26 protein-coding genes are annotated in these 22,178 nt (G+C 39.8%); 17 read left to right on the forward strand and 9 right to left on the reverse strand.

Annotated elements, in window-relative coordinates; all coding sequences use genetic code 11:
- Window positions 1-578: 578 nt before the first annotated feature.
- The 3 genes from AB8M93_RS07575 to AB8M93_RS07585 form a co-directional block, all read right to left on the reverse strand.
- The gene (locus AB8M93_RS07575) at window positions 579-1,262 is read right to left on the reverse strand and encodes an outer membrane beta-barrel protein (RefSeq protein WP_373056973.1); all 684 of its coding nucleotides are present in this window, start codon (window positions 1,260-1,262) and stop codon (window positions 579-581) included.
- A gap of 182 nt (window positions 1,263-1,444) precedes the next feature.
- Window positions 1,445-2,689, reverse strand: a complete 1,245-nt coding sequence (locus AB8M93_RS07580; protein ID WP_373056974.1) for a S8 family peptidase — start codon at window positions 2,687-2,689, stop codon at window positions 1,445-1,447.
- 124 nt (window positions 2,690-2,813) lie between these two features.
- The gene (locus tag AB8M93_RS07585) at window positions 2,814-3,131 is read right to left on the reverse strand and encodes a rhodanese-like domain-containing protein (RefSeq protein ID WP_373056975.1); all 318 of its coding nucleotides are present in this window, start codon (window positions 3,129-3,131) and stop codon (window positions 2,814-2,816) included.
- Window positions 3,132-3,286: 155 nt separating this feature from the next.
- On the opposite strand from AB8M93_RS07585, the gene AB8M93_RS07590 reads away from it, so the two are divergent.
- From AB8M93_RS07590 to AB8M93_RS07660, 15 genes are all read left to right on the forward strand, one after another.
- A complete protein-coding gene (locus tag AB8M93_RS07590; RefSeq protein WP_373056976.1) occupies window positions 3,287-3,739 on the forward strand; it encodes a MarR family winged helix-turn-helix transcriptional regulator in 453 nt (150 codons plus the stop codon).
- A gap of 36 nt (window positions 3,740-3,775) precedes the next feature.
- Window positions 3,776-4,408, forward strand: coding sequence for an NAD(P)H-dependent oxidoreductase (locus tag AB8M93_RS07595; protein WP_373056977.1), 633 nt, complete (start codon window positions 3,776-3,778; stop codon window positions 4,406-4,408).
- Between the two features lie 79 nt (window positions 4,409-4,487).
- A complete protein-coding gene (locus AB8M93_RS07600) occupies window positions 4,488-4,988 on the forward strand; it encodes a YceI family protein (RefSeq protein ID WP_373056978.1) in 501 nt (166 codons plus the stop codon).
- A 299-nt stretch (window positions 4,989-5,287) separates the two neighbouring features.
- Complete coding sequence (locus AB8M93_RS07605) at window positions 5,288-5,479, forward strand: GIY-YIG nuclease family protein (protein WP_373056979.1); 192 nt, start codon at window positions 5,288-5,290, stop codon at window positions 5,477-5,479.
- Between the two features lie 133 nt (window positions 5,480-5,612).
- A complete protein-coding gene (locus AB8M93_RS07610) occupies window positions 5,613-7,007 on the forward strand; it encodes an anthranilate synthase component I family protein (RefSeq protein ID WP_373056980.1) in 1,395 nt (464 codons plus the stop codon).
- 109 nt (window positions 7,008-7,116) lie between these two features.
- Entirely contained in the window at window positions 7,117-7,806 is a 690-nt protein-coding gene (locus tag AB8M93_RS07615) for an anthranilate synthase component II (RefSeq protein ID WP_373056981.1), read from the forward strand.
- Between the two features lie 48 nt (window positions 7,807-7,854).
- Complete coding sequence (gene trpD, locus AB8M93_RS07620) at window positions 7,855-8,847, forward strand: anthranilate phosphoribosyltransferase (protein WP_373056982.1); 993 nt, start codon at window positions 7,855-7,857, stop codon at window positions 8,845-8,847.
- Window positions 8,848-9,003: 156 nt separating this feature from the next.
- Window positions 9,004-9,786 carry an indole-3-glycerol phosphate synthase TrpC gene (gene trpC, locus AB8M93_RS07625; RefSeq protein ID WP_373056983.1) on the forward strand — a complete coding sequence of 261 codons (783 nt, stop codon included), beginning with the start codon at window positions 9,004-9,006 and terminating at the stop codon, window positions 9,784-9,786.
- Window positions 9,787-9,834: 48 nt separating this feature from the next.
- Window positions 9,835-10,080 (forward strand): DUF6364 family protein, encoded by a 246-nt coding sequence (locus AB8M93_RS07630; protein WP_373056984.1) that lies wholly within the window; start codon window positions 9,835-9,837, stop codon window positions 10,078-10,080.
- Window positions 10,077-10,490: a type II toxin-antitoxin system VapC family toxin gene (locus AB8M93_RS07635; RefSeq protein WP_373056985.1), complete on the forward strand. Its 414-nt coding sequence runs from the start codon at window positions 10,077-10,079 to the stop codon at window positions 10,488-10,490. Before AB8M93_RS07630 ends, AB8M93_RS07635 begins: the two co-directional genes overlap by 4 nt.
- A gap of 29 nt (window positions 10,491-10,519) precedes the next feature.
- Window positions 10,520-11,191: a phosphoribosylanthranilate isomerase gene (locus tag AB8M93_RS07640; RefSeq protein WP_373056986.1), complete on the forward strand. Its 672-nt coding sequence runs from the start codon at window positions 10,520-10,522 to the stop codon at window positions 11,189-11,191.
- Between the two features lie 59 nt (window positions 11,192-11,250).
- The gene (gene trpB / locus AB8M93_RS07645) at window positions 11,251-12,432 is read left to right on the forward strand and encodes a tryptophan synthase subunit beta (protein WP_373056987.1); all 1,182 of its coding nucleotides are present in this window, start codon (window positions 11,251-11,253) and stop codon (window positions 12,430-12,432) included.
- A gap of 50 nt (window positions 12,433-12,482) precedes the next feature.
- Entirely contained in the window at window positions 12,483-13,250 is a 768-nt protein-coding gene (gene trpA, locus AB8M93_RS07650) for a tryptophan synthase subunit alpha (protein ID WP_373056988.1), read from the forward strand.
- 77 nt (window positions 13,251-13,327) lie between these two features.
- On the forward strand, window positions 13,328-13,492 hold the full coding sequence (locus AB8M93_RS07655) for a hypothetical protein (protein WP_373056989.1): 165 nt from the start codon (window positions 13,328-13,330) through the stop codon (window positions 13,490-13,492).
- A complete protein-coding gene (locus AB8M93_RS07660; protein WP_373056990.1) occupies window positions 13,492-13,629 on the forward strand; it encodes a 30S ribosomal protein THX in 138 nt (45 codons plus the stop codon). The genes AB8M93_RS07655 and AB8M93_RS07660 overlap by 1 nt, the downstream gene beginning before the upstream one ends.
- Window position 13,630: 1 nt before the next feature.
- On the opposite strand, the gene AB8M93_RS07665 is transcribed toward AB8M93_RS07660, so the two are convergent.
- The 4 genes from AB8M93_RS07665 to AB8M93_RS07680 form a co-directional block, all read right to left on the reverse strand.
- Window positions 13,631-14,290, reverse strand: a complete 660-nt coding sequence (locus AB8M93_RS07665) for a uracil-DNA glycosylase family protein (protein WP_373057182.1) — start codon at window positions 14,288-14,290, stop codon at window positions 13,631-13,633.
- Window positions 14,291-14,402: 112 nt separating this feature from the next.
- On the reverse strand, window positions 14,403-15,164 hold the full coding sequence (gene yaaA / locus AB8M93_RS07670; protein WP_373056991.1) for a peroxide stress protein YaaA: 762 nt from the start codon (window positions 15,162-15,164) through the stop codon (window positions 14,403-14,405).
- A gap of 106 nt (window positions 15,165-15,270) precedes the next feature.
- Complete coding sequence (locus AB8M93_RS07675; RefSeq protein ID WP_373056992.1) at window positions 15,271-16,320, reverse strand: RluA family pseudouridine synthase; 1,050 nt, start codon at window positions 16,318-16,320, stop codon at window positions 15,271-15,273.
- The gene (locus AB8M93_RS07680) at window positions 16,321-16,935 is read right to left on the reverse strand and encodes a PASTA domain-containing protein (RefSeq protein WP_373056993.1); all 615 of its coding nucleotides are present in this window, start codon (window positions 16,933-16,935) and stop codon (window positions 16,321-16,323) included.
- A gap of 100 nt (window positions 16,936-17,035) precedes the next feature.
- Here AB8M93_RS07680 and AB8M93_RS07685 point away from each other — a divergent pair, with 100 nt between their 5' ends.
- Both AB8M93_RS07685 and coaD read left to right on the forward strand, forming a co-directional pair.
- On the forward strand, window positions 17,036-18,013 hold the full coding sequence (locus tag AB8M93_RS07685; RefSeq protein WP_373057183.1) for a D-alanine--D-alanine ligase: 978 nt from the start codon (window positions 17,036-17,038) through the stop codon (window positions 18,011-18,013).
- A 92-nt stretch (window positions 18,014-18,105) separates the two neighbouring features.
- The gene (gene coaD / locus AB8M93_RS07690) at window positions 18,106-18,567 is read left to right on the forward strand and encodes a pantetheine-phosphate adenylyltransferase (protein ID WP_373056994.1); all 462 of its coding nucleotides are present in this window, start codon (window positions 18,106-18,108) and stop codon (window positions 18,565-18,567) included.
- A 15-nt stretch (window positions 18,568-18,582) separates the two neighbouring features.
- Here coaD and AB8M93_RS07695 read toward each other — a convergent pair whose 3' ends face one another.
- A complete protein-coding gene (locus tag AB8M93_RS07695) occupies window positions 18,583-20,874 on the reverse strand; it encodes a TonB-dependent receptor domain-containing protein (RefSeq protein ID WP_373056995.1) in 2,292 nt (763 codons plus the stop codon).
- Window positions 20,875-20,885: 11 nt separating this feature from the next.
- Entirely contained in the window at window positions 20,886-22,172 is a 1,287-nt protein-coding gene (locus AB8M93_RS07700) for a PQQ-dependent sugar dehydrogenase (RefSeq protein ID WP_373056996.1), read from the reverse strand.
- Window positions 22,173-22,178: the final 6 nt, after the last annotated feature.

The raw sequence follows: 22,178 nt of genomic DNA on the forward strand, positions 1-22,178 counted from the left end.
AAATTAAAAGTATAATTTTTTTTGAATCATCATTTATATGGTTCATCTACTTCAAAAATAGCTATTGAATATTCAGAATTATTTTTAACATTATCGATTTTAAATTGATAATATTTCAATTAAATCCAATTTTATATGATAATAATACTTTAAAAAGAATCTCTTCCACTCAAAATAGAGAAAATATTAAAACCTCCGTTTAAGTTAAATTAATGTTAAAATCAAGGTTATAAAAATATGTTAAAATTTTAGTCGATAAAATGTTCAGTTATTCCTGTCAGCAACATAAAATCTCTAAGTAGGGATGGTTGAAAATTTAAGAAAATAGAGCTTTTGGGGGTTGAAAAGTCAAATTACCTAGAAAGAAAAGAAAAAGTAGTGCATAATTGCCACTATATGACCTCAGTCAAAATTCGGAACTTTAAAAGTTTAAAACCAGAAAAACACTGAAAACGTTTACATCAAGTGAAATAAGAAAAACCTTTGATTCAGAATTATAGAAACATTGGGTAAGAATTAAAATACCCTTTAGAGGGGAACAAGCGAACGAAGATTAGCCACCTGCGTTCTTAGGGTAATTAAAAATAACAACCCCTACCACTTCTCCTTCCTCCACTAGCTTTACTGTCAAAGAGTTTAAAACTAAGGCTGAGCAATATCTGATTGAGGCGGGAATCGCTGAAGTTAGCCCTATTTACTCCGTATTGACTATTGATAATATCCACATCCTGTTCTTCCTCTGAAGAAAGCGTCCTGTCATACCGCAGATCTAATTCAAACCTTCCAAATCCAGCTTTTACACCCAGGTGCGCCGATAATGGAGTGTTCTGTGCAACAACTTCAGAATTGTTTAATTCATTCCCTTCAAGTGTGGAATTGATAATGTTAGTATATGCAGGGCCGGCATAAATATCTACTGGACCAAATATGTTATACCCCACCAAAAGCGGAATGCTTAATTTATCTACGGCATAAACAGAAGGGCGTGTAGGAAAATCAAATTCAGTTTCAATGGTGTTATACATAGCTTCCGGACGGACGAGAAATTTTCCGAACCTTAACTCAAAAAATACGCCTCCGTGAAAACCTATTTTTGAATTAGCCTGAAAGGTATCTCCATTAAACCCACCGTTAGGAATTCCTGTTAATTCACCTCCCATGGCACGATTAATACCACCTTTTAATCCAAAACTATATTCCTGTGCATGCACAGAGGCTAAAGATGAAAACAAAAACAAAAGAGATAACAGACACTTGTTCATAACGTAGGTTTAGTAGGTAAAATCTTCGCGGGTAAATATATCAATTATCTAAAATAAATTTGATCTCTCCCACTTTATTTTTAACGTAAAAATTCTTTTAAAAGTATATTAATAGAAAATGCCTCCAGCAGCATGGAGCTATTGGAGGCACTTTATCACTCGGTTTTTCCAGATCAAAATATCTAATGTACAATAGCCGGGTCTGGATTACCATCTGGATCTCCAATTACATTACCCTGTGTTGAAGCATTGCCCAAAAGTAAAACTCCTGCTGCATGTGGTGAAGCCATAGAGGTACCACTAATAGTGTTATATCCACCATCTTTCCATGTGGATTTTACAGCTACACCTGGTGCAGCATAATCTACAGGAGGATTGGAGTAATTTGAAAAATATGCCCATTCATCATTAGAATCCATTGCTGAAATTGTATAGATATTGATACCATTTGCACGAGCCGGAGAATGGTTATTGGCATCATCACTTTCATTTCCTGCCGCAAGGGTAAACTTTATACCTGCTTTACCGGCAGCAACAACTGCATCGTCCAATGCCTGAGAAACCGGCCCTCCAAGGCTCATGTTTGCCACATCACCAGATTTTCCCTTTGCAGCTACAAAATCTACTCCTGCAATAACGCCGGAGTAAGATCCGCTACCACGACTATCTAGAACCTTTACTGGAATTACTGTGGCCCCGGGAGCTATTCCTACTACTCCTATATTATTATTCAGGGCTGCAATAGTCCCGGCAACATGAGTACCATGCCCGTTTCCATCGTCCAGGGATCTGCCATCCCGGCCTGAGGTAAAAGCATTGAATCCACGTGAAGCATCAACTTTAAGATCTGGATGGTCAAGGTCTATCCCGCTGTCTATGATCCATGCCACTCCGGTACCACTATAGGAAGTTACTCCATTTACACGTAAAACTCCATAAGGAGTTTCCTGGCCTCCCGTACTACCACCGTCTCCTGGATTTGAATCACAGGGAACTCCGTTTGGAGTACCACAGGGAGGAGCAAGGGCAATAACTTTGTCCTCCTCGATAAAAGCTATTTCCTTCTTGCCTTTTAATTTCTCTACATCTTCAAGGGACAACTTAAGTGTTACTCCATTTAATGCTTTACTATAGACATTAATGACTTCAGCATCGGCTACACTCGCAGCTTTTAACAATTGCCGGGCTTTGCTTGCAACGGCTTCCTGGGCTTTTGAATAACTATCAGGAAATTTAGAGCTTGCATCTCCTGTTACCGCAGTATTAAAAACCACAATGTACTGGCCTTCAATAATATTTGAAGATGATGGCTGAGTAGCCATTGGCAACATTTCTTCTTCCTGAAATTCTTTTGTATCCTGAGAACAGGAGCACAAGATGCCTGCAGCAATCACAGTTACTGCCAAAGGCTTAAATTTGTTTAGCATAGTTAAAATTTTAGTTAAATAAGTGGTTTAATATATGCTAAACCTAACTAAAATTCTATGAAGTGCAAATATTTAAGATGAAATACATCTAAACCATCAAAAATAATTTAAAAAAGAACAATATTTAATCATCCCCTTCCACTTCACCATGCCAGTTCATAAATCCTCCCTGGAGGTTATAAGTGTTGGCATATCCCATTTGATCTAAAATAGTACATGCCTGAGCACTTCGCTTTCCAGAACGGCAATAGATGTAGTAATTTTTATTTTTATCAAGTTTCTCAACTTCCTCTACAAACTCCTGTCCTTTATATATATCTATTATTTTGGCGCCGGGAATATAACCCTCTTCTACTTCTTCATCTGTCCTAACATCCAGGATTACGGCATTTTTATCCTCCTTTAATTGCTCGCTCCACTCTTCTTGTGAAAGTTCTTTCATAACTATGATTATATTAGATTTTAAAAATACTAAAGATACCTGAAACACTTATAGAACACAACCTATACTCTTGAATAAGAAATAATATTTAACATTTAGTTAATATAATACTTCATAATAAAACTTATATTTGTACATACAAATGTTGTATTAACATGAATGTAGAAAAAATTTTAAAAACCAATAAGCCGCTTCCCATAAAAAAGAAGCTTATCATTAATATGATGCTGGCCACAAATGCAGCCAACACTTTAATGGCAGATGCCCTTAAGCCATTCGACATTTCTATTCAACAATTCAATGTTCTTCGAATCCTTCGCGGGCAACAGGGGAAACCGGCAAATCTCAATACCATTCAGGATAGAATGGTGAATAAGATGAGCAATACAACTCGATTGGTAGATAAATTACTGGATAAAAAACTTTTAGACCGATGCATTTGTGAAGAAAACAGAAGAAAAGTTGAAATTGTGATCACTTCTAAAGGCCTTGACCTTCTAAAAGAACTCGATCCAATTGTGGAAAATACTGAGAATAAAATAACCACAAATCTTAACGAAAAAGAAATAGAGCAGCTAAACCAATTGCTCGAAAAAATGAGAAACTAAAAAAATTTTAAATCAACACTTGTATATACAATTATTATGGATACATATATCAATAACTTAGAATGGAGATATGCTACCAAAAAATTTGATAGCACTAAAAAGATTTCTTCAGAAGATCTGGAAAAACTGCTGAAAAGCATTCAACTTTCCGCTTCATCTTACGGTATGCAGCCTTATGAAGTACTAATAATAAAAGATCCGGAAGTGAGAAAAAAACTTCAGCCCGAGGCATTCAATCAATCTCAGATTACTGAAGCCTCTCATTTAATAGTTTTCGCAAATCTTACTTCTATTTCTGAAGAACATGTAGATGCCTATCTGGACAACATCAGCAAAATAAGGGAGATTCAGGTAGAAAAACTGAACGGCTTTAAAGATATGCTGGCAAATACTGTACTTCAACAGTCTAAGGAAGAGCAAAGTGCCTGGGCAGAGAAACAGACCTATATCGCTCTTGGAAACCTGCTTTCTGCAGCGGCAAATTATAAAATTGACGTTTGCCCCATGGAAGGTTTTGACGCCGGGAAATTTGATGAAATTCTTGGCCTTAAAGAGAAAGGCCTTTCTACTGCAGTAATCGCAGCTATAGGTTACAGAAGCGAGGAAGATGTTGCACAACACGCCAAGAAAGTGAGGAAACAAAAAGAAGAATTATTTCAGCATATATAAGTAATTCCAAAAAATTGCTATGAAAAGGAATTATATCATGCAATCAATCTAAAAACATTCATTTAAAATTAATATTATCATGAAAAAGCAAGTAAACTCAGCACAAAGTAATGTCATATGGAAAGGAAAAAAATTAGCCGGTTCTCATACCGGAACCATTGATATTAAAGAAGGGTATTTTGAACTTGAGGATAACAAGCCGGTTGGAGGCGAATTTATAATAGACATGCCTTCTATTACCGTTACAGATCTTTCCGGAGACAGCAAAGCGCAGCTGGAAGGCCATCTAAAAAACGATGACTTTTTTGCCGTAGATACTTATCCAACCGCTAAACTGGTGATTAATAATGTGGTTAAAAAGGAAAATGGCACTTACGGAGTTTTGGGTGACCTTACCATAAAAGAAAATACACATCCGGTAACTTTTGAGCAGGAGTGGAAAGAAGATACTGCTTCCGCAAAAGTGGTAATAGACAGGACCAAATATAATGTGCGTTATGGATCGGGAAGTTTTTTCTCTAATTTAGGAGATAATACCATCCACGATAATTTTGAACTCGATGTGGAAGTAAAATTCTAAAAAACATTCTGTTATGAGGCTGGTCAATGAAGTTTGGCCAGCCTCCTTAACTTACCTCAAAACTAAAATAGAAAATTGTTTGTCATTTAAAATTTGATCTCTATATTTGAGGCAATGAAAATTTTTACTGTACATACTTGGTGGTGGAACAACTTACGTCAAAAGTCGTGAAGTAACATTGCTATAGTATAACTCCATACAAAGGCTTGTCTCACGACAAGCCTTTTTTATTTGTATAATATGGTCATTTCCGCGAAGGCGGAAATCTAAAAAAACGAGAACTTCAAATTTCAATGAGAATGAACAATTTCCAATATTATGTTTATATCATAACAAACAGAAAACTTGGTGTATTATATATTGGAATGACCGGAAGTATAGAACAGCGGTTGTACCAGCATAGAAATAAAAGCAGTAAAAGTTTCAGCAGTCGTTATAACCTGAACAAATTAGTGTATTATGAACTATTTGAATATCCTTTACGGCCATAAAACGGGAAAAACAACTAAAAAAATGGAACAGAAACTGGAAAATAAATTTAATTAACGACTTTAACCCTGATTGGGAAGACTTAACACAAAGATTTGTATAAGAGTTTCTGAAGCGTAAATACCAAAAATAACCATGTACCAATTAAAAACAACACATAAAAAACTGCTTGCCGATACTATCACCCCGGTAAGTGTCTATCTTAAGGTGCGCGATAAGTATCCAAACAGTTTGCTCCTGGAGAGTAGCGACTATCACGCCAGCGATAACAGCTTCTCTTATATTTGCTGCAATCCCATGGCTTCCATAAAGATCAAAAATGAGCAAATTGAAGAAAGTTTACCAGACGGCACTACAAAAACTACCAATATTGAAGACAGTATAAATGTGGTGGAGAAAATTCAGGAATTTTCAAAACAATTTAAAGCCGAAAATTCAGACTTCAAATTCATCAATAACGGACTTTTTGGCTACATCGCTTACGACGGAGTACGATATTTTGAAGATCTTGAGATCACCAAAAAGAAAGGCGACCTGGACCTGCCGGATATGTATTATGCGGTTTATCAAAATATAATTGCGATAAATCATTTTAACAACGAGGCTTATATTTTTGACCATTCTTACAAAACAGAAAGCAAATTAGCTGAAATTGAGCAACTACTAAAAGTTCGCAACTTCGCCACCTATAATTTCACCCGACAGGAAGAACCCTTTTCCAATCTTACCGACGAGGAGTTTATTGAAAATGTGAAACTGGGGAAAAAACATTGCTACCGCGGGGATGTGTTTCAAATTGTACTTTCCAGAAGGTTCTCCCAAAAATTTAAAGGAGATGAATTTAACGTGTACCGAGCCCTGCGCAGCATAAATCCGTCGCCCTATTTGTTTTATTTTGATTACGGCGATTTTAAAATCTTTGGCAGTTCTCCCGAAGCGCAACTCGTGGTAAAAGACGGGCAGGCCGAAATCCATCCTATTGCCGGCACCTTTAAACGCACCGGAAACGACGAGCAGGACGCAGAGCTTGCCAAAAAACTGGCCGCCGATGAGAAAGAAAATGCAGAGCACGTGATGCTGGTAGACCTTGCCCGCAATGATCTTAGCCGCCACGGCAGCAATGTTAAGGTAGAAAATTACAGGCAAATCCAGTTTTTTTCGCACGTGATCCATCTGGTGAGTAAAGTAACCGGCACCAAAGATCCCGGCACGCCAACAATGCAGGTGGTGGCCGATACCTTTCCCGCCGGCACCTTAAGCGGAGCGCCCAAGCACAGCGCCATGAAGCTTATCGAAAAATATGAAAATGTGAACCGCGATGCCTACGGCGGCGCCATTGGTTTTATGGATTTTGAGGGCAATTTTAACCACGCCATCATCATTCGCTCCTTTGTGAGCAAAAATCACCATTTGCATTACCAGGCCGGCGCCGGAGTGGTTTCAGAATCAAAAGAAGAGAACGAATTACAGGAAGTTTACAATAAACTTGGGGCATTAACAAAGGCACTGGAAATAGCAGAAGATGTATAATTTGGGCGTTGCCCTGCGGGCCGGGCTTTCGGTAGTCGCTTTTTAAAATTTGCCAATTTTAAAAGAGCTCCAACACTACCTCAATCCCTAACGCAAAAAGAGAGAAATCATGAGTGAAAATTCAACTATAGAAAGAAATCCCAACCCCTCATTAGAAGGAGGATCGGGAAGTGCGGTTAAAAAAATATTGGTTATAGACAATTACGATTCCTTTGTTTACAACCTGGTTCATTATCTTGAAGACCTCAATTGCGAGGTAACAGTCAGAAGAAATGACCAGCTGCAATTGGAAGATGTAGAGAAATTTGATAAAATCCTGTTATCGCCCGGCCCCGGAATCCCTTCCGAAGCCGGACTTTTAAAGCCAATTATCGAGAAATACGGGGCAACAAAAAGTATCTTTGGAGTATGCCTTGGCCAGCAGGCCATTGGCGAAGTATTTGGCGGAAAACTGGGAAATCTGAAATCGGTTTACCACGGCGTGGCCACCAATATTAAGCTCTGTGTAAAAGATGAGCCCATTTTTAAAGATCTGCCAGACAATCTTAAAGTGGGCCGTTACCATTCCTGGGTGGTTCTTAAAGAACTACCAGATGCTTTGGAAGCCACTTCTTATGACGAAGACGGGCAGATCATGTCCCTTCGTCATCGGGAATTTGATGTACGCGGAGTCCAGTTTCACCCGGAATCGGTGCTCACACCAGAAGGTAAAAAGATGATCGAAAACTGGGTAAACAGCCCCTACCCAACCCGCTCAAAAGAGCAGGAAGAAAATGCGAGTACAAACACTGAAGTTTAACTAAAATACCTCAACAACTCTGCAGATTTTCTGAAGACGAGGGAAAATATGAAAGAACTATTAAACAGGTTAATAAACCACGAAACCATCACCAGGGAAGAGGCTAAGCAGGTATTGTTTAACATTTCTGATGGCGAATATAACAGCAACCAGATAGCCGCTTTTCTAACTGTTTACATGATGCGCAGCATTACCATTGAAGAGCTGGAAGGTTTCAGGGATGCGCTGCTGGAACTCTGTATTGCTATAGATTTAAGCGATTACAATCCTATTGATCTTTGCGGCACCGGCGGCGATGGTAAAAACACTTTTAATATCTCCACCACTGCTTCATTTATAACTGCCGGCGCAGGGGTTAATGTGGCAAAGCATGGGAACTATGGAGTATCTTCGGTTAGCGGAAGCTCAAATGTAATGGAACACCTGGGAATAAAATTCAGCAATAACCCGGATTTTCTGGAAAAATGTATAGACCAGGCGGGAATTTGTATTTTACATGCCCCTCTCTTCCATCCGGCTATGAAAAACGTGGCCCCGGTAAGAAAATCTTTAGCAGTTAAGACCTTTTTCAATATGCTGGGGCCAATGGTAAATCCCGCTTTTCCTCAAAACCAGTTAGTGGGCGTTTTTGACCTGGAACTGGCACGAATGTACGGTTATCTTTATCAAAATACCGATAAGAATTTTACCATTTTACACGCCCTGGATGGTTATGACGAAATTTCCCTGACCGGAAAAACCAAAACCATTTCCAATGATTCTGAAGCGATGATTGGCCCGGAAGATTTTGGAGTTAAAAAACTTGATCCTTCCGAAATTGCCGGGGGTGGTTCTATAGAAACTTCCGCAGAAATTTTTACAAATATTCTAAGTGGTAAAGGCACCGTAGCACAAAATAATGTGGTTTGTGCCAATGCAGGCATGGCCATTGCAACTGCACAAAAGGTCTCCCTAAAAGAAGGTTTTGAAAAAGCGCAGGAATCCTTAAAATCCGGTAACGGTTTAAAGGCACTAAAAAAGTTGCAGGAGTTGAGTAAATAACCACCTGCCCTAGGCTGTTAGGTGGAGCCTGCCTGGCCGAAAGACAGACGCAGTCGAGAACGGGTAAAATTGTGAATGGGCAAAGTCCAGAACAGTTGTCAGTTCGAGCGCAGTCGAGAACAAGTGCTGCCATTGCAGAATTATTAAAAAAGAACAATGAACATTTTAGATAAAATAATAGCAGATAAGCTTAAAGAAGTTATCCTCAAGAAATCAATAATCCCGGCAGCTCAGCTGGAGAAATCGGTACTTCTTGACAGAAAAACCGCTTCTCTTACTAAAGCTTTAACCAAAAGCAAAACCGGGATTATCGCTGAACATAAAAGAAGGTCGCCATCCAAAGCGGTAATAAACCAAAACCTGAATGTGGAAGATGTGGCTAAAGGTTATGAGGATGCAGGAGTTTCGGGAATGTCTGTACTTACTGATGGAAAATATTTCGGCGGCTCTCTGGAGGACCTGCTTTTTGCCAGGGCCAGTGTGAGAATGCCCATTTTGAGGAAAGAATTTATCATTGATGAATACCAGCTCCTGGAAGCCAAAGCCTATGGTGCAGATGTAATCTTGCTGATTGCCGCCGTTTTGGAAAGGGAACAAATAAAACAACTTTCAGAATTTGCCAAAAGCCTGAAACTGGATGTACTGCTGGAAGTGCACAATGAAGAAGAACTTCAGAAATCCATTATGCCCAGCCTGGATATGCTTGGCGTCAATAACAGGAATTTAAAGACTTTTGAAGTGAGTACAGACATCAGCAAATCCCTTTCAGAAAAGATTCCGGCAGATTTTGTAAAGGTTTCTGAAAGCGGAATAAGTTCCGTAGAAGCCATTAAAGATTTAAAAGAATATGGCTATAAAGGCTTCCTGATTGGGGAGAACTTTATGAAAACCGATGATCCCGGAAAAAGTGCGGCAGAGTTTATAAAACATTTATCCTAATAGTTTTTCACGTGCAGAACAGTTATATTTATACGTAAATCATCAAGTATGGATACAAAGCTCACCTTAAGCCTTAATAAAGCAGTAATTGAAAAAGCTAAAGATTATGCCAGGTCTAATAACACCAGCCTTTCAAAGATGGTTGAATTTTACCTGGCTGCCATTGTAGAAAAAGATGAAAAAGATTTAAATATTACTCCCCTTGTGGAAAGCCTTTCCGGAGTTATAAATATTGAAGAAGATTTTGACTATAAAAAGGAGTATGGAGAATATATAATAAATAAGTATAAATGAAGAGACTCTTTATAGACACCAACATCATCTTAGATTTACTGGCAAAGAGGAATCCATTTTACCCGGCAGCTGCCCGAATGTTTTCCATGGCTGACAAAGGCGAATTAAAACTGGCTATTTCCTCTCTCAGCTTTGCAAATACTCATTATATATTATCAGGTTTAAAATCTAGAAATGAGGCCAGGCTCATTCTGCGCAGGTTCAAAGTGCTGGTCGAGGTGTTACCGCTGAATGATAAAATTATAGAACTAGCTCTTAATGATGAGGATTTTCCGGATTTTGAAGATGCAATGCAATATTATACTGCTTTGGAATTTCAGCACCAGATAATAATTAGCAGAAACCTGAAAGACTTCAAAAATTCAAAAATTCCTGTGTTAAGTGCAAAAGAATTTTTGGCTAAAGCTTAGTTGACATTTGAAAAGAAAATATCAGAATTATGAAATCTTCTGAACGGCATACTTTAAAACTTAAAATCTGCGGAATGAAAAACCCGGAAAACATCAGGGAGATCGCTCAGCTTCAGCCGGATTATATGGGACTGATATTTTATGAAAAATCACCCCGGTTTGTGGAAAGCCAAATTTCTGAAATACCTTCCGCAATAAAAAAAACAGGAGTTTTTGTAAATGCTTCCGTAGATGTCATCCTTGAAAAAGTCAGGGATTATCACCTCCAGGCGGTGCAGCTGCATGGCGATGAATCAGCAGATTTTTGCCAACAGGTAAAAGAAGCCATTGCGGATACCAAGCTGGAAATCATCAAAGTATTTTCAGTAAAAAATGAATTTAATTTTGCAGTTTTAAACGATTTTGAACCTTTTGTAGATTATTTCTTGTTCGACACAAAAGGCAAAAATAAGGGAGGTAACGGGATCACCTTTAATTGGGAAGTTTTAAAAAATTATCCTTCTTCCGTTCCGTTTTTCCTTAGCGGCGGGATAGGAATAGAAGAAGTTGAAGAAATAAAAAAACTGCAAAAATGGTTTCATCAAAATGGCCAGGAGGGTTTACTTTACGCTGTAGATGTAAACAGCAGGTTTGAAGACGCACCCGGATTGAAAAATGCAGAAAAGCTTCAAGTATTTAAAGAATCCCTGGCGAAAAAATAATTACTCAAATAAAACCTACAAGGTCTTGAAGACCTTGCAGGATAGACAAAAAGAACAATATGACCTATCAGGCAAACGAAAAAGGCTATTACGGCGATTTTGGCGGCGCTTATATTCCGGAAATGTTATATCCAAACGTAGAGGAATTGCGCTCGCAATACCTGGATATTATGAAAGAAGAATCTTTTCAGAAAGAATTCAAGGCTTTGCTGAAAGATTACGTGGGGCGGCCCACTCCGCTCTATTATGCAGAACGCTTCAGCAAAAAATACAATACAAAAGTTTATCTAAAAAGAGAAGATCTTTGCCATACCGGTGCGCATAAAGTGAACAATACTGTTGGACAGATCTTAATGGCTAAACGGCTAGGCAAAAATCGCATAATTGCTGAAACCGGCGCCGGACAACATGGTGTTGCCACCGCTACGGTTTGCGCATTAATGGGTATTGAATGTATTGTATATATGGGCGAAATAGATATTGAGCGCCAGGCGCCAAATGTTGCCCGAATGAAGATGCTGGGTGCAAAAGTTGTTCCGGCGAAATCGGGTAGCCGTACGCTCAAGGACGCCACCAACGAGGCCATCAGGGACTGGATCAATAATCCTGTAGACACACATTATATTATAGGTTCTGTGGTTGGGCCGCATCCTTATCCCGATATGGTCGCGAGGTTCCAGGCGGTGATTTCCGAAGAAATTAAAGTTCAGCTTAAAGAAAAAGAGAACCGCGAAAATCCAGATTATGTGGTGGCCTGTGTTGGCGGTGGGAGCAATGCTGCAGGAGCTTATTTTCATTTTATGGATAATCCCAATGTAGGCATTATTGCCGTTGAAGCTGCCGGAAAAGGAATCCAGAGTGGCGAGAGTGCGGCGACTTCGGCTTTGGGAAAAGAAGGTATTATTCATGGCAGCAAAACTCTGCTCATGCAAACCGAGGACGGGCAGATTACCGAACCTTATTCCATTTCTGCCGGGCTGGATTATCCCGGTGTGGGGCCGATGCACGCGAATTTATTCCGAAGCGGCCGAGGGGAATTTATTTCTATTACCGATGAAGCCGCAATGAAAGCCGGGCTGGAACTGGCAAAACTGGAAGGTATTATTCCTGCCATTGAAACCTCGCATGCCCTGGCCATTTTTGAAGACAGGAAGTTTAAAAAGGACGAAATTGTGGTGGTAAACCTTTCCGGGCGGGGAGATAAAGACCTGAATACTTATATTGAATATTTTAATCTATAATTTTAAATCTCCCAGGTTTTGAAAACCTGGGAGGTCTTGAACTGCTTACAATGAACAGAATTAGCAAAAAACTGCAGGAAGACAAAAAACTGCTCTCCATATATTTTACCGCGGGATATCCCGAGCCGGAGGACACGGTAAAAATCATAAAAGACCTGGAAAAAAGCGGGGTCGATTTTATTGAAATCGGTTTGCCGTTTAGCGATCCTTTAGCCGACGGGCCTACCATTCAGGAGAGTTCTACCAAAGCGCTCAAAAAAGGAATGACCACTAACCGGCTTTTCAAACAGCTGGAAGGAATCAGAGAGTCGGTGGAAATTCCGTTGATTATTATGGGCTATTTTAACCCCATTCTTCAGTACGGCGTAGAGAAATTCTGCCGAAAATGTGAAGAAACCGGCATCGATGGATTAATTATTCCAGATCTTCCGGTAGATGTTTATAATGAGGAATACAGGGCTATTTTTGAAAAATATGGCCTTCAGAATATATTTCTAATCACTCCACAGACTTCAGAAGAAAGGATCCGTTTTATCGATTCGGTTTCCAATGGTTTTATTTATATGGTGAGTACAGCCAGCGTAACCGGTTCTACAAAAGGTTTTAGCGACGAAACAAAATCTTATTTTAAGAGGATTGATGGAATGAAGCTAAAAAATCCGCAGATCGTTGGTTTTGGGATAAGCGATAATGAGACTTTTCAACAGGCAACACAATACGCCAAGGGTGCTATTATTGGCAGCGCGTTTATTAAACACCTCAATAAAACCGGAACAGAGAGCATTGAGGATTTTGTCAAATCTGTTAAAGGACTTTAACCTATTCCTAACAGGACTTTAGGAGTGTTTGACTGCCTCTTTTCTTATCTTAGAGTAGAATCTAAAAATATACAATTATGGGAGGCCCAATTGAAGATAAACACAGAGGAAAAACCGATCGCAGAAGAAGTGATAATGATCCGCTAAGCGGAGAATTAGGAGATCGTGACGCTCAAAATAATGACTATGATATTGATGAAAAAACCATCAAAGATCAAAAGAATAAAGGAGAAACAAAGTAATGGGTAGAGGTGATAAAAAGACTAAACGCGGTAAAATAGCCATTGGCACTAATGGAAAATTAAGGCCTAAACGCAAAAAGTTTAAGGTAAAACCCACAACCATGGCCGATACTCAAAAGAAACAGCTGGAACAATAATTTAAAAATGTTCCTTATACTGTAGAACCCTGAAATCAATCGTATTGAATTCAGGGTTTTTCTTTTTCATTTGTTTATAGAATTCCATGCTTCCAATGGCGCGATTCGCCGATCCGGAAGGCGCGGTTAAAGAAACCGTTTTGATAAGCCGCCCGTCCAGCACAAATTGATGGATCTTAGGCACATCATTAGAAATCACTTTCATTTTAATATCGCTTCCAATTTCCTTTAAATGTCTTCTGAAGAAATATTCAGGGCCGTTTTTGCTGTTTCCGCCAGTAAACAAAAGCGTATCAATTTTAGGATTTTCACGCAGAATCTGGATCATATTCCGCAATTCCACCTGCTGCATTCCCAGGTCTGATGCATCAATTTTTTCCCTCCTGCTGCTTTCCACCATATCGCAGATTCCAATCCCCCGGCTCTTAAGCCATTCCTTTCGATGTTCCACGGCCTCTTCAGTGGTTTCAAACCTAAGGCCAATATCAAATATCTTATCCAGCACCAGCCAGAGCAGCCCGTCCCGGCTTCCGTAGCAAAAATCAACGTCCCCTTCTTTTAACTGCCTATTCGTAAATCTTGGCGGCGGCAAAGTGCCCACGATAAGCTTGGTGGCATTTTTAGGAATAAATGGGCGATATGGATGGGTGTGGTGGAAAATAACTCTTGTTGTTCTAAATGTTAAATTTTGAATTTTAGATTTTAGATTATTTCGGCTACGGGTTTAGATGTCTTTTGCTAATCGTGATATTTAAAAATTGATGGCGCTTTTTTTACCGAATAAAAACCGGCTCGTTTTCTTTTTCGGTGTGTTCTTCGCTAAAGCGATAATCTTCATAATCGTAGCCTTTAATATCTTCCAGTGTGCTGGCGTTTTTGTCGATGATATACCGCACCATGGAACCTCTGGCTTTTTTGGCGTAAAAGCTGATGATCTTCAGTTTCCCGTTTTTGTAGTCTTTAAAAACAGGGGAAATGACCGGCACCTTTAAAGCTTTTTCATCTACGGCTTTAAAATATTCATTACTGGCCAGATTGACAAAAAGTTCATCATCTTCCAGTTCCTCATTTAAAGCTCCTGTCACCTTCTTTTGCCAGACTTCATAGAGGTTTTTCTTTCTCTCAATTCCCATAGAAGTACCCATTTCCAGTCGGTAAGGCTGCATGAGATCCAGCGGCCTTAAAATTCCGTAGAGACCGGAGAGAATACGTAAAGTATCCTGAAGCTTATCCAGTTTATCTGTGGGGATGCTGTAAGCATCAAGACCTGTATATACATCACCAGCAAAGGCATACATAGCGGGGCGGGAATTTTTTTTGTTATGATCTTCTTCAAATTCCTGGTACCGGGTATAGTTTAGATCTGCCAGTTTATCGCTGATGCCCATTAATTCTGAAATTTCCTTTTTGCTCATCCTGCCCAACTTGCGGTTCAGTTTTACAGTAGTTTCTAGAAATTGTGGCTGTGTGCCTCTTGTAGTTGGTAATTTTGAATCATAATCCAGGCTTTTGGCCGGGGAAACAACAATTTTCATTTTCTGAAGATTTTACGCCAAAGATAAGTTTAAGAATAAGATTTGAAAAAGTGCAGGCTAACTAGTTCTTTATTCAGGAATAGAATCAGCTTATTTCAGTTTTAGTCTAAAGCATCTCCTTCTGATTCTTAGCGTAGCTCTCCCACTTTTCGATACAGTCCTGCATATCCTGGGGAATTTCAGTATTAAAACTCATCCATTGTCCGGTTTTAGGATGCGTAAAACCTAAGGTTTTTGCATGCAGCGCCTGGCGGGGAAGCGCTTTAAAGCAATTCTCCACAAACTGCTTGTATTTGGTAAAAGTAGTTCCTTTAAGCACCCGGTCTCCTCCATAACGCTCATCGTTAAAAAGGGTATGGCCAATATGCTTCATATGCACTCTTATCTGGTGCGTCCTGCCGGTTTCCAGCTTACAGGAAACCAGCGTTACGTAGCCAAAGCGTTCCAGCACCTTATAATGCGTTACTGCCGGTTTACCTTTATCGGCATCGTCACCTTCGTAGACAGTGTTCTGCAATCTGTTTTTTGGATGCCTACCGATATTCCCCTCTATAGTACCTTCATCTTCTTCTACATTTCCCCAAACCAGCGCAACATAATCGCGCGCACTGGTTTTTTTAAAGAATTGTTTGGATAAATGGGTCATGGCTTCTTCTGTCCTGGCAACCACCAGGAGTCCGCTGGTATCTTTATCTATCCTATGCACCAGCCCGGGCCGGTCACTGCTATTATTGGGTAAGTTTTCGAAATGATACACCAGGGCATTAATAAGGGTACCGCTGTAGTTGCCGTGCCCCGGATGCACCACCATTCCGGCAGGTTTATTTACCACCAGCAGCGTATCGTCCTCATAAACAATGTCAAGCGGAATATTTTCCGGAGTAAGTAAAAATTCATAAGGCGGATGCTCGAACATTACCTGTACCACATCGCCAGCCTTAACTTTATAATTTGATTTTACAGCGACTTCATTCACATAAATATTACCGCTTTTGGCCGCTTTCTGAATTTTATTTCGGGTAGCTTTTTCAATGTAATTCATTAAATATTTATCTACCCGAAGTGGATTTTGTCCTTTTTCAGCTATAAACTTATGATGCTCATAAAGTTCATCATCCTGTTCTTCAACATCATTTATTTCGTCTTCTTCCCTCATTTAAAATTCAATTTCTTCAGCTTCAGGATTTATTTCGCCTTCCTCTTCCGTCTGGTTATACCGGCCTGAACCGTCGCCAAGCACAAGGTCAATTTTTGAGGTTTTCATCAATTTATCGCCCGGCTCCACCAGTTCCCCATTATGGCGCATTTCCAGCACGGCATCTTCAGCAATATCCGGCTTATAAGTAATTTCTCCAATTTCAAAGCCTAAAGAACGAAGCGTGGGCTCCACTTGTCTTCTGGTTTTTCTTATCAAATCATTTGGGATAGTGACTTTTCTAAAGCCCGAAGGATTTAATGTCAGATATATTTTTCTATTTTCCTTTACAAATTTTCCCGGTTCAGGCACCTGTTCAATTACAGAATATCGTGGAAAATCGGGATTAAAATTTGCCGAATCCAGGATTTCGTATCTCAGGTCCAGCTCGTCCAGGCGCTCATCTACATTATCCAAAGACATGCGGGCCAAATCTGGCACCTCTATCCTTTGATCCTGATTGGTGGAATAATCCAGCCACTGTAAGGCCAGGAATACGATAACCACAATGGCTATTGCTGCTAAAACTAATTGTATTAGAAAAGTTTTGCTGAAGATAAAACGTAATAATCCCATAGATTGGTTTAAAAAAACAAAGATATAAAACCCGGCGGTTTTGGATGCACCCGTTTTAAGTGATATTTTTGATAACGATTTAAATCCCGATATATTGACCATGAAGAAAAAAATTGCCATCGCCATGGGCGGCTATTCCAGCGAATACCGAATTTCCATCAACAGCGGAAACATGGTTTATAAGCACCTGGACCGCGAGCTTTATGAACCTTACCGGGTGCATATCCTGCAAAGCGAATGGTTTGTGGTGGCAGATGATGACACTCCTTATCCCATCAACAAAAGCAATTTTACGGTTACTATTAACGAAAGGCTTATCACGTTTGATTGTGTTTTTAATACCATTCATGGAACGCCCGGCGAAAACGGACTTTTACAGGCGTATCTTGAACTGGTGGGCATTCCCCAAACCTCATGCGGGGCTTACCAGGCAGCTTTAACCTTTAACAAGCGGGATTTAATAAGCGTTTTAAAACCCTACGGAATAAAGGCTGCCACAAATTATTTCCTGAATAAAGAAGACCATGTTAATGTAGATGAAATTATTGAAAAAGTTGGCCTGCCTTGTTTTGTGAAAGCTAATCGCGCCGGAAGCAGCTTTGGGATTACCAAGGTTAAAACCAAAGAAGAATTGGTCCCGGCCACCAAAATTGCTTTTAAAGAAGATACTGAAGCAATTATTGAATCTTTCCTCGATGGGACAGAAGTTTCGGTTGGGGTGGTAACCTATAAAGGGAAAGTTTTGGCTTTGCCTGCTACAGAAATTGTTTCCATGAACGAATTCTTTGATTATGAAGCTAAATATTTAGGCAAATCCAAGGAAATCACTCCTGCCCGAATTTCAGAAGAACAAACAAAAAAAGTACAGGAAATTGCTGTTCTTATCTACAAGAAACTAAAGATGAAAGGCCTCACCCGTTCCGACTTTATTTTTCATAATAATGAGCCTTATTTTATAGAGATGAACACCACACCCGGTTTAAGCCAGGCAAGTATTTTACCTCAACAGGCCGAAAAGGCTGGAATTAGCCTAAAAGAGCTCTATGGAAGCGCAATAGAGGCCGCTTTAAATTATTAAAATATTACCAACTGCCTTTCTTTCGAAAATGATCCTATAATCTGAATTAATCATTGGCAACTTTTTTCAGCAGAAATATTTATCTTTAACCTATGAGAAAAGCTGTATTTCCCGGATCTTTTGACCCGCTTACCTTAGGCCATACGGACATTATTGAACGCGCCTTGCCCCTTTTTGATGAAATTATCCTTGCCATTGGAACAAATTCTGATAAAAAATATATGTTCTCTCTCGAGGAACGCCTTTATTTTTTAAAAGAAACCTTTAAAGAAGAACCTAAAATTGTAGTGACCACTTATAGCGGACTAACCGTAGATTTTTGTAAAGAGCAGGAAGCCGGTTTTATTTTGCGTGGCCTGCGTAACTCTAAAGACCTGGAATTCGAAAAAACCATTGGGCAGACCAATTATTTAATGTCGGGCATCGATACCGTTTTCTTTATAAATGCGTCGGGAAAAAGCCATATTTCCTCAACCGTGGTAAGGGATGTTAGAAGACACGGTGGCGACTATAATTTTATGGTTCCTGATGCGGTAAAAAATTCAAAATTCTGAATTTTAAATTTTGAATTAAAAATCATAACTCACTCCTACTCCTCCAAAATAGTTACGTGGATTTCCGGGATAATAATAGCGCGGGGCCGCTCCTCCAAAACCAACTGCATTAGTAACAATACTTGCAGCATAATGTTCATCAAGTAAATTGTTGATGCCGGCATTTAAACTTATGTCAAAATTTTCAGCTAATTCGAATTCATAAGAAGCTTTAAGATTTAACAACTGGTAAGAATCGGTATAAGCTGAATTGGCATCATTGAGAGGCATTTCACCTACCGCGCGGTAATTGCTGTAAAAAGATAAACCGAATGTTGTGGAAAGATCAAAACCTACATTGACTGTTGATTTTGGAACTCCCGGCAGCTCGTTCCCGGAGAAATCTTCCTCTTCATTCACAAATTCATCAAATTTGAAAAAATTAAAAGCAGCATTTGCATAGGGCCGGCCGGTAATCCCGCCACCAAGATCAATATTGTATTTTGTCAAAAATTCAATCCCGTTATGGTCTGTTTTTCCTGCGTTTATGCCCACATACTGATCCTGTCCCACCCGCTGCGCCACGATTAAATTTTCTATCTGGATGGAATAAAAAGCAACTTCAGTATAAAGGCGGTTTTTTAACCAGTTCCCTTTAAAACCCATTTCATAATTGATACCGGTTTCCGGTTCCAGTTCAGTATTAATTTGTCCTTCAGGAGTTAGGGTTTCAGCAACCGTGGGAGTGGAAAAGCCGTGGCTGACTGAGGCGTAAATATTTTTACCCCTTGCAATTTCAAAAGTAGTTCCTACACGCGGCGAAAAAATGGTTTTAAAGCGATAATTTCCCGACTGGTCTAGCTCATCTTCAGCATAAAGATCATCGAGCGCATAGCTGGTGGTATTGATATTAAAACCTGCTTCTGCATTCCACCTGCTGGTGATCTCCAGGTTAATTTGCCCGAATAAATTGGCGTAATTGCGCTCCTGTTCATTATTACTAAGACGGGAACCACGCACGCTGCCCAAATTTTCAAAATCTTCATAGAGGTTTTCAAAAGTGCCAGTCTCGTACCATTCATTATAATACTCGGCGCCAAAACTTATTTGAGAAACCATTTCTCCAAAATTTGCATTAAGGTTGAATTTTGTCCTCGCCCCCGCAGCAAGACGTTCTTCCTTCAAAATATCAAACGGCCGTGGTTCATAGCCATTCCTGAAATTCATATAAATGCTGGTGGAGTTGCCGAAATTCTCAGAGAACTGATGATTGTAGGCTACGCCCAATAATCCGCGGTCGTACGATTCATATCCTTTGGAAGCGGCCCAGGTGAAAGCTGCCGTTTCAGGATTATTACGAAAATCTTCTTCATTTAAGGAACTGGGAATAAAAGCTTTCAGTTTTGTGAAATTTGCCAAAAAGGAAATACGGTTATTTTCAGAAGTCAGCAACTTTGCGTTCACTAAAGCAGATTTCCGATCGTAACTGCCATTTTCCCTGTACCCGTCACTTTTTAAATGTGAATAATTAGCAAACAAACTGGTGTTTTTGGAGCTATGAGAGGCAGTGACTATTTCTTTTGAAGTATTAAAACTGGAAAGCTGATATTTGACTTTTCCGGAAGTACCTTCATGATCCGCGCTGGCCGAATATAAATTTATAGAACCGCCCAGGCCTGCGCCATAGATACTGGAAGTGGGGCCTTTAATAATCTCAATCCGCTCCAGGGTTTCCTGGTCAAAATCGTCTAAAGTAAGTTCCCCTTCCGCAGTGGTTAAAGGAATTCCGTCAAAATAAGCCTGAATTCGATTGGTGCTATATTGAGAGCGTGCGCCAATCCCCCGAATATTAATTTTATTGGTGTTAAGCGCGCCCTGGTTTACGTACATTCCAGGCACGTAATTGAAGTTATCCAGGATGGCGATTGCATCTGTTCGTTGCATATCGCTTTCAGAAATAAGCCCTACGGAAGCCGGGATTTGCTGCAGTTTATTGGGAATTATGGTACTTCTAACCACTACTTCTGAAAGATCATCACGGTAAGGCTGAAGCCGGATAATAATTTCTTCGGAAGCTGAAGAGATTGCTCTTGTAGTATTCTGAAAGCCAAGATAGGTCACTTCCAGGTTTACCGGAAGATCTTCAGCAGTAATTTGAAAATTTCCGTTTTCATCTGAAAACACAACAACTCCGGAAGCTAAATTTTCAATTCTTGCATCTGAAATTGCTTCCGAAGTTGTGGCATTTAAAATTCTTCCGTCAATCTCCTGACAGTAAATTTTTCCGCAGCAAAGCAAAAGCAGTACTGCTAATAATTTCTTTTCCAATATTTTCTGTTTTATTCCGCAGAAACTCTCCAAATGGTGTTACCATCGTCATCATTAACCAGCAAAGAACCATCAGGCAAAGTAGTTACCGCTACAGGACGACCGTAAACCCTACTGGCATCCTCTTCTGCAATAAAGCCGGTAAGAAAATCTTCCGGTTCCTGTGGCTGCCCGTTTTCAAAAGGCACAAACAAAACTTTATAGCCTGCAAGATCTGCCCTGTTCCAGGAGCCATGCTGTCCTACAAAAGCACCATTTTTATATTTATCAGGAAACTGGTCTTTGGTGTAAAAATGCAATCCTAAAGATGCACTGTGTGATGTTACCGGAACATCCGGAACAATAGCTTTTTTAACCATATCCATGTGCGGATCTTCATTCCACCTTGGATCCTGAAGTTGCCCGTAGTATGAAAACGGCCAGCCGTACCAGCCGCCTTCTTTTACGCTGGTAATATAATCTGGCACCAGGTGATTACCTAACTTGTCACGTTCGTTTACCGCGGCCCAAAGTTCCCCGGTAACGGGATTCCAGTCCATTCCCACAGGATTTCTTAAACCCGCAGCATACACTTTTTCTCCCGAGCCATCAGGATTAATTTCCAGGATATTGGCGCGACGTTCCTCTTTTTCAATACCGTATTCCCCGGCATTACTGGAAGAACCTACAGAAATATAAATTTTACTGCCGTCTTTATTTGTTATGATATTCCGGGTCCAGTGGTGATTATAGCCCCCCGCGGGAAGTTCTAAAATAGTTTCACCTTCGGCGTCTATCGAGTTTTGACCTTCTTGATACGGAAACCTTTTTAAGCCATCTACATTGGCAACATAAAAGTAATCGTTTAACACCAGCATTCCGTAAGGCTGATTAAGGTCTTCTAAAAATACATGACGTTCATCTGCTTCTCCGTCCCCATCAGTATCCCTTAATAAGGTAATTTGATTAGCACTTTTTTTCGCATCATTGGTCTCTGCCACAAAAATATCATTATTTGGCGCTACGTAAGTAATACGCGGATGCTCAAGATCTCCTGCAAACTTATTCACTTTAAAACCTTCCGGAGCTTTGGGCATATTCCCGTTAGACCAGCCAATAGCTGTACTTTCATTATCCACCGATTCTGAAGAATACGGAGGCACGAGCGTTAATTCCCCTATAGCAGTTTGTACCACGTCTGGTTCTCTTTGAGCAATTTCTGCCTTTTTCTCTTCACTAACTTCTTCATATTGCGCAAAGGCCGATACGCCTGCACAGGTAATAAGGAAGAAACTTAAAATACTTGAAATTCTTTTCATTATACA

Origin of the sequence: Autumnicola aciditolerans, from assembly GCF_041679265.1 — a bacterium.
Taxonomy (GTDB): domain Bacteria; phylum Bacteroidota; class Bacteroidia; order Flavobacteriales; family Flavobacteriaceae; genus Autumnicola.